The sequence below is a fragment of the Janibacter corallicola NBRC 107790 genome (assembly GCF_001570965.1).
Classification (GTDB): Bacteria; Actinomycetota; Actinomycetes; order Actinomycetales; family Dermatophilaceae; genus Janibacter; species Janibacter corallicola.
The window spans coordinates 44,770-51,918 of the sequence record NZ_BCSR01000017.1 but is presented as its reverse complement, the minus strand read 5'-3'; the positions used below and the strand labels follow the sequence as shown (position 1 = coordinate 51,918).

Annotated in this window: 7 protein-coding genes; all 7 read right to left on the bottom strand. The window is 72.9% G+C overall.

Annotated elements, in window-relative coordinates; genetic code table 11:
• Positions 1-786: MsnO8 family LLM class oxidoreductase (locus tag JCO01S_RS08345; protein ID WP_068253682.1), on the bottom strand; the 786-nt coding region annotated here is incomplete at its 3' end.
• The gene (locus JCO01S_RS08340) at positions 787-1,587 is read right to left on the bottom strand and encodes an HAD-IIA family hydrolase (RefSeq protein WP_068253679.1); all 801 of its coding nucleotides are present in this window, start codon (positions 1,585-1,587) and stop codon (positions 787-789) included. It lies immediately after the preceding gene.
• Positions 1,588-1,596: 9 nt separating this feature from the next.
• A complete protein-coding gene (locus JCO01S_RS08335; RefSeq protein ID WP_068253676.1) occupies positions 1,597-2,307 on the bottom strand; it encodes a YcnI family copper-binding membrane protein in 711 nt (236 codons plus the stop codon).
• Positions 2,308-2,386: 79 nt separating this feature from the next.
• Positions 2,387-3,013, bottom strand: coding sequence for a hypothetical protein (locus JCO01S_RS08330; protein WP_157074524.1), 627 nt, complete (start codon positions 3,011-3,013; stop codon positions 2,387-2,389).
• 6 nt (positions 3,014-3,019) lie between these two features.
• Positions 3,020-3,838: a DUF3152 domain-containing protein gene (locus JCO01S_RS08325; protein ID WP_169796914.1), complete on the bottom strand. Its 819-nt coding sequence runs from the start codon at positions 3,836-3,838 to the stop codon at positions 3,020-3,022.
• A 10-nt stretch (positions 3,839-3,848) separates the two neighbouring features.
• A complete protein-coding gene (locus JCO01S_RS08320; RefSeq protein ID WP_068253659.1) occupies positions 3,849-5,423 on the bottom strand; it encodes a TM0106 family RecB-like putative nuclease in 1,575 nt (524 codons plus the stop codon).
• A gap of 140 nt (positions 5,424-5,563) precedes the next feature.
• Positions 5,564-7,123 (bottom strand): dolichyl-phosphate-mannose--protein mannosyltransferase, encoded by a 1,560-nt coding sequence (locus JCO01S_RS08315; protein ID WP_369407287.1) that lies wholly within the window; start codon positions 7,121-7,123, stop codon positions 5,564-5,566.
• Positions 7,124-7,149: the final 26 nt, after the last annotated feature.

Below are 7,149 nucleotides of genomic sequence, written 5' to 3'. Positions count from 1 at the left end.
CCGCTGCGTCAGCCGCATCGCCGGCTCGGGCCGCAGCGGCGGGAAGGCCCCCGTCGTGCGGGACTCGACCATCGCCCAGGCCTCGGGCAGCGCGAGCTCGCGAGCCCGCGAAGGGGTCTCTCCGACCATGACCTCGGGGCTGAGCACGAGGTACGGCTCGGGGCAGGCGGCACTGGGCACGAAGCGCTCCCGGTACTCCTCCAGCGGCGTCAGGTCACCCCACAGCACCGGCCCGCCGACGACCACGGGCAGCCCGCGCTCGGCCGCGACCGCGAGGCCGGAGCCGGTGGCGAGCAGGAAGAGGGGAGGCGCGGGGACCCCCTTCGGCATCGCGGTGACCGGGCCAGTGTCGCCGAGGAACTCCTCCAGCGCGGCCAGGTGCTCCGCCATCCGCTCCGTCGGGTAGTCGTGCACGCCGAGGGCGTCGCGCACCGGCGAGGTGAAGCCGAGCGAGCGGCCGATCCCGAGGTCGATGCGGCCGGGGTGGAGCGCGGCGAGCATCCGGGCCTGCTCGGCGATCACCATGGGCCGGTGGTTGGGTAGCATCACGCCGCCCGAGCCGACCCGGATGCGCTCGGTGCGGGCCGCGATCTCGGCCATGAGCACCGGCGGGTTGCCGCTGGCGATCCCCGGCACGGCGTGGTGCTCGGCGACCCAGAAACGGTGCAGACCGAGCTCCTCGACCCGCCGGGCTCGTGCGATCGAGTCGCGCAGCGCACTCGCCGCCGGTTCGCCGGCCCGGGTGCGGGACCGGTCCAGCAGCGACACCGGGACCGGGAGGGACATCTACCGACCGAGCTCCTCGACCATCGGGACGACGTCGGCGACCGAGTCCAGCACCCACGTCGGCCGGAACGGGTGGCGCTCGACCTCCTCGCGCCCGGTCACGCCGGTGAGCACGAGCGCCGAGCGCATCCCCGCCTCGATGCCCGCGATGATGTCGGTGTCCATCCGGTCCCCGACCATCGCCGTGGTCTCCGAGTGCGCCTCGATCGCGTTGAGCGCCGAGCGCATCATCAGCGGGTTCGGCTTGCCGATGTAGTACGGCTCCACGCCGGTCGCCGCGGTGATGAGGGCGGCCACCGACCCGGTCGCCGGCAGCGGCCCGTCGGGGGAGGGCCCGGTGGTGTCCGGGTTGGTCGCGATGAACCGTGCGCCGTCCAGCACGTGCCGGATCGCCTGGGTGATGGAGGTGAAGGAGTAGGTGCGGGTCTCCCCGAGGACCACGAAGTCCGGGTCGCGGTCGCTCAGGACGAAGCCCGCCTCGTGCAGCGCACCGGTGAGGCCGAACTCGCCGATGACGAAGGCGGTGCCACGACCCCCTTCGCGCGTCGCCTGCTCGGAGAGGAACTGGGCCGTGGCCAGGGCCGAGGTCCAGATCCGCTCCTCCGGCACGTCGATGCCGGAGGCGAGCAGCCGCGCGCGAAGGTCCCGCCGCGAGTAGATGGAGTTGTTCGTCAGCACGAGGTAGGAGCGGTCGAGCCGCTCCAGCTCGGTGAGGAACTCCGAGGCTCCTGGGATGGCGTGCTGCTCCTGGACGAGCACGCCGTCCATGTCGGTCAGCCAGCTGTCGACGGGGTGGGTCATGGCCACAGGCTAGCCGCGCCTGCGGGCAGCGACGCCGGCGAAGCCGGCCCCGACGAGCGCGACGAGCAGCGCTGCCCCCGCGAGCACGCGGGCCGTGGTATCCGAGGAGTCGGCGGTGGCGCCCTGCTGGCCGGTCGACGCGGATGCCTCGTCCGCGGGCTGCTCCGCCCCGGCCTTGGTCACCTCGACGGTCGGCGCGGGGTGCTCCGGCTCCTCGCCGCCCTTCGTCGGCTCCTCGTCCCAGGCGACGACCTCGCCGTCGCTGTAGGTCTGCTTCGCCGGGATCACCATCGTGCCCGGCTTCGGCAGCGGGCCACCGCTGATCGCGAACTCCTCGTACTCACCCGGCTGGATCGCCGCCTCCTTCGAGTCGGCGGTCCAGGTGATCGTGCGCGGGGCCTCGGTGAGCTTCAGGCCGTCCTGCTCGTAGGGCTTCGGCAGCTTCTTGTCGGTCACCTTCGCGGTCCAGCCGGGGACGGGGCGGACCGAGACGGAGGCGAGCGGGGTGTCCTGCGGGAGGGTGACGACGAGCTTCTTCGTGGCCGCCTCGTCGGACTCGTTGGGCACGCGGAAGGTCAGGGCCGACCACTCGCCGGTGGTGGTCGTGTCGGCGTGGACGGTGACGTGCGCGGATGCCGGCAGGGTGCCGAGGGCGAGCAGCGCGCCGGTGGCGGTGGCCGCGGCGGCGCCGCGGACGGTGAGCAGGGTGGATCGGTGCATGGGTCTTCTCTTCGTCCTTCGTGACGTGGTGGGTGTGGGCGTTGCCGATCGGCCCGGCCCCCACCTCGGGCGAAGGGGGTCAGGCGATCGGGAGGGCCCGGCCGGGAGGGCCGCGCTTCCCGACAGCACCGAGTGGCACCGGCTGCGCCGCCGGCGCGGTGATCCGGACGAGGACGTGGTCGGCCCGGCGCGCGGGCGGCTCGACCGCTGTGGGCAGCGCCGGACGCAGCAGGCCGGCGAGGAGCCACAGGAGGTCCTCCCCCTTGGCCAGCAGCAGACCGAGGGCCACCGCCGCGGTCAGGTGGGCGACGAGCATGAGGAGACCCTGGTGCCCGTGGGACATGGCGGCGTGCCCGCCTCCGGAGCAGGCCAGCGTCTCGTGGTGGCCGTGCCCGACCGTCGCGCAGCCGACCGTGCCCTCGGAGCGGGTGAGCAGCCAGTGCAGGAGCAGCTGGCTCGCGCCCAGCGTGGCGGCCAGCGTGGTCCGCCCGAGGCGTCGCCCCCGGGTGAGCAGCGCACCGGTCCAGAGCAGGGCGGCGGCGACGACCGCCGTGGCCGTGGGCGAAGGGGGCTGCCCGCCCCCGACCACGTGGGCACCGACGGTGAGCACGAAGCCCGCGCTGGCCCAGGCGCCGGCCCGGGCCAACCAGAGCGAGCCGGCCGCCGGCGTCACCGCCGCGGCACCCGCGCCTGCCCGTGGTCCCACCGACGGCTACTCGTTGCTGGGCGGGCCGTGGATCTCGCTGCCGTCGGCGGCCCGGGGCCAGGCGTTGGGCTTGCAGCCGTCCAGGGAGAAGGTCTGCTGCAGCATCACGGGGGCGACCTCGCCCTTGCCGGGGCAGGCCTCGTGACCGTGGCCGAGGTAGTGCCCGACCTCGTGGTTGATGAGGTACTGGCGGTAGGTCTTCAGGTCATCGACCTGGTCGACGCCGATGTACCAGCGGTCGAGGTTGAACATCACGTCCGGGCCGACCGTGCAGGAGACCTTGCCGAGGGTCTTGAAGCCGGCGGCGTAGCAGAAGTCGTCGACGGTGTCCGGGGTCGCCAGGTGGAGCCGGAGGTCCGCGCCCTCGGTGACCCGCTGGAAGCGGGCCCCGCTGTCCGCGGTCCAGCCGCGGGGGTTGTCCAGCACGGTATCGACGAAGGAAGCGAACTTCTCCGGGTCGACGCCGGAGCCCTTCTCCACCTCGACGCTGTAGGTGACCAGCTGCCCGCCGGTGCCGCGCACCTTGCTCTCGGTCGAGACCTTCTCGTACTCACCGGTCGAGTGGTACGGGGGCAGCGTGGGCGAGGCCGACCTCGTGGCCTTCTTCGTCTGCTTCTCCTTGCCGTCCTCGCCCTTGGTGTCGGACGCGCCGTCCTTGCCCTGCGAGGAGGGGGCGCTCGTGGAGGAGGAGGTGGCTGCCTCGGTGTCCTCGCCGGAGGCGACGGACTTCACCGCCCAGAGGGCGAGGGCGAGCACGAGCAGCACGGCGATGCCCACGCCGATCCGTCGGCGGAGGGCCTGCGAGGGGCTGGTGGGGGCTGGCACGCCCCACAGACTAGATCGGGGTGTGCTGGGGCGCGGCATCGGCCGCGTGGCTGTGCAGCCAGTCACGCAGCCGGAGGGTGGAGCGGCAGTCGTACTCGTTGTAGACCCGCAGCGCCTCGAGGCGCTCGGCGGCCTCCCGGGTCTCGCCCGCGGCGGCCGCCTCGCGGTAGCGCTCGTACTCCAGCACCGACTCGCCCCCGCCGGTCACGCCGTCCGTGTCGCGCAGGTCATCGCCCATGTACAGCGGCTCGAGCCGCTTGATCGAGTAGGACCGGCTGCCGACCCGGACCGCGGAGCGCACCACGGCGTAGAGGTCGACGAAGACGCCCTCGTCGATGAGCGAGGCCACGAGGTCCTCGTGCACGCCGTGCCGGGCCGCCATGCGCCGCAGTGCGGCCTGCTCGTAGCCCGCGTAGTGGTAGACGTGCAGGTCCGGCCAGCGCCGGCGCCGCTCGGTCAGCCACGCGAGGAAGTCGATCAGGGCCGTGCGCTCCTGCGCCAGGTCGTGCGCCCAGAACCCGGTGAAGCGCTCCACGCCCCCCTCGGCGGTCAGGCACCCGAAGAGGTACTCCAGCCCCCGGTCGGGGGAGCCGGCCTCGGCGTAGACCGGGTCACCCTCGAAGTCGAAGAACACGTCACCGTCGCTGGCGGACGGCAGCGCCGCGAGCCGCGCCGGGTCGTGGACCTCGAAGGGCAGCGGGCACTGCGGGGTCGGCACGGTCACCTGCAGCCGGGCCTGACTGCGCAGCACGGCCAGGCGCGAGTCGTCGACGCCCTCCACCGGCCCCGTGCTGCCGGCCAGGTCGTCCATCGTCCGCACCCCTGCCGCGAGCAGCAGCGAGCGCTGGGCCGAGCTGACCCCGGCGACCAGCCCGACGTCCCGGCGCTCGGCCATCCGGTCCTCGCAGGCCGGGCAGCGCAGGCAGGCCCGCCAGCGCTCGTCCTCGAGGTCGGCGACGAAGCCCTCCGACAGGTGGGTGTCGAGCACCTCGAGCACCCGCGCGCGGCGCCTCGCCAGCTCGGGCAGGACGTCCTCGAGCGGGGTGTCCACGCGCGACCCGTCGCCCAGCGCCAGCCGGACGAAGGGGGCCAGCTCGACCCCGTCCTCGAGCAGCGCCTCGGCGTACGCGGCCGCCTGGACGAGGGCGTGGGTGTGGGCGGAGCGGGCGAGCTTGGACTCGACGACGACCCACCGGCCGTCCTCGCGCACGAGGTGGTCCACCCGTCCCATGAAGCGCGCACCGCGCACGGGGGCGTCCTGGAGCAGGGTGACCCCCGGGTCGGCGAGGGCCGCCAGGGTGCGGGCGTGGGCCCGGGCGTACCCACCGGGACCGGCAGCGGGGACGACGGCGACCTCGCCGCCGCCGTGCTCGGCGGAGAGGCGCTCGCCGACCTGCTGCTCGTGGTCCCGGCCCAGCTGACCGAAGCGCTCGCGCATCGGGTCGACCGGCTCGGGCACGGACACGCGCCGCCCGAGGGCCACGTCGGCCTCGGCGAGCAGCCCGAGCTCGCACCGGCCGGCACGCAGGTCACCCGCGGTGATGACGGGTGGCTGGGGACGACCGTCCAGGAGCGGGTAGTGCATGGCAGCAGGTTACGGACCCGGGGTGACAGCCCTTCGAGGCTCCGGCCGCGGGCGGCCTCCGCACCTCAGGGACCGGGTGGAATGTCGCGGTTCCTGAGGCGCGAGTTTGCGCAGCAAGCGAGCCTCGAAGGACCGCGAAGCTACACCCAGCTCGGGAACCACATCCGCCAGCGCCAGTGCTCGTACGGGATGACCTGCGCGGTCCAGAGCGGCCAGTAGAAGGCGAAGTTCAGCAGCACCACGAGGCAGTAGGCCCCGATGATCAGGTGGCCGATGCGTCGCCGGTGGGCGGAGGCCCCCTTCGGGCCCAGGACCAGCCCGATGAGGAAGACCACCGCCAGGATCACCCACGGCTGGAAGGAGATGACGTAGAAGGCGAAGATCGTGCGGTGCTGCAGGAAGAACCACGGCAGCCAGCCCCCGACGAAGCCTGCCAGGATCGCGCCGGCGCGCCAGTCCCGCTTCATCGCCCAGTAGTAGACGAGGACGAGGAGGGCGAGGGTGGCCACCCACCAGATCGAGACCGATCCCAGGCTCGTGATCGCCTTGGAGCACTTGTCGACGTGGCAGCCGTCGACGCCCATCTTCGGGGACTCGTAGAAGAAGGACGTCGGGCGGGCCTGGATCATCCACGACCACGGGTTCGACTGGTAGGTGTGCGGGCTGTCGAGGTGTTCGTGGAAGTCGAGGACCTGGGCGTGGTAGTCCCACAGCGAGCGCAGCGCCGGCGGCAGCCACTGCACGCCCTCGTCCGGGTGGTCCACGGCCCAGGTGCGGTTGTAGCCGGACTCCGATCGGAACCAGCCCACCCACGAGGCGAGGTAGGTCCCGAGCACCACGGCGGACATGGTGATCCCCGCGAAGACGCCGTCCTTGAGGACGGAGGCCGACCACCAGCGGCGTGCCCCGACGGCCCGGCGGGCGCCCATGTCCCAGAAGACCGTCATCAGCCCGAAGGCGGCGAAGAAGTAGAGCCCGGACCACTTGGTGCCGCAGGCGAGGCCGAGGCAGACCGCGGCCACGAGCCGCCACGGTCGCCAGAGCAGCCACGGGCCGGTGCCGCGCAGCGCGCTCTCGGGGAGGGCGGCGACCTTCGCGGCGAGCCGTTCTCGGGACCAGTCGCGGTCGATGAGCAGCGCCCCGAAGGCCGCGAGCGCGAAGAACATGAGGATCAGGTCGAGCAGGCCGGTGCGGGACTGGACGAAGTGGTGCCCCTCGAAGGCGGTGAGGAAGGCGGCGATCGTGCCCAGCCAGCTGGAGCGGAAGAGCCGCCGGGCGATGAGCCCGATCATGAGGATCGAGATCGTGCCGAGCAGCGCCACCGAGAAGCGCCAGCCGAAGCTCGACGTCGGTCCGAAGAGCCACTCGCCGAAGGCGATGATCCACTTGCCCACCGGTGGGTGGACGACCATGTCGCCCTGGCCGCTGACGAAGACGTCGGGAGTGCCCTGGGTGAACCAGGGGTCGACCTTCTCGCCCTCGCCACGCCACTTCAGCTCGACGCCGTGCTCGAGCAGGGAGACCCCCTGCTTGACGTAGTACGTCTCGTCGAAGACGAGCTGGTGCGGCCGCCCGAGCTGCCAGAAGCGCAGCAGCCCGCCGACGACCGCGAAGAACAACGGCCCCAGCCAGCCGAGCAGGGCGTCGCCGGGGCGGAATCCGAGCAGCCGGGCCTGCAGCTGCTGCCCCCTGCGATCCATGGCGGTCATCGTAGGTGAGCCCTCCT

What these genes read in the sequence shown, in the direction of transcription:
- JCO01S_RS08320 (WP_068253659.1), bottom strand. Translation starts at nt 5,423, where the DNA reads ATGCACTACCCGCTCCTGGACGGTCGTCCCCAGCCACCCGTCATCACC.
- JCO01S_RS08335 (WP_068253676.1), bottom strand. Translation starts at nt 2,307, where the DNA reads ATGCACCGATCCACCCTGCTCACCGTCCGCGGCGCCGCCGCGGCCACC.
- JCO01S_RS08315 (WP_369407287.1), bottom strand. Translation starts at nt 7,123, where the DNA reads ATGGATCGCAGGGGGCAGCAGCTGCAGGCCCGGCTGCTCGGATTCCGC.
- JCO01S_RS08340 (WP_068253679.1), bottom strand. Translation starts at nt 1,587, where the DNA reads ATGACCCACCCCGTCGACAGCTGGCTGACCGACATGGACGGCGTGCTC.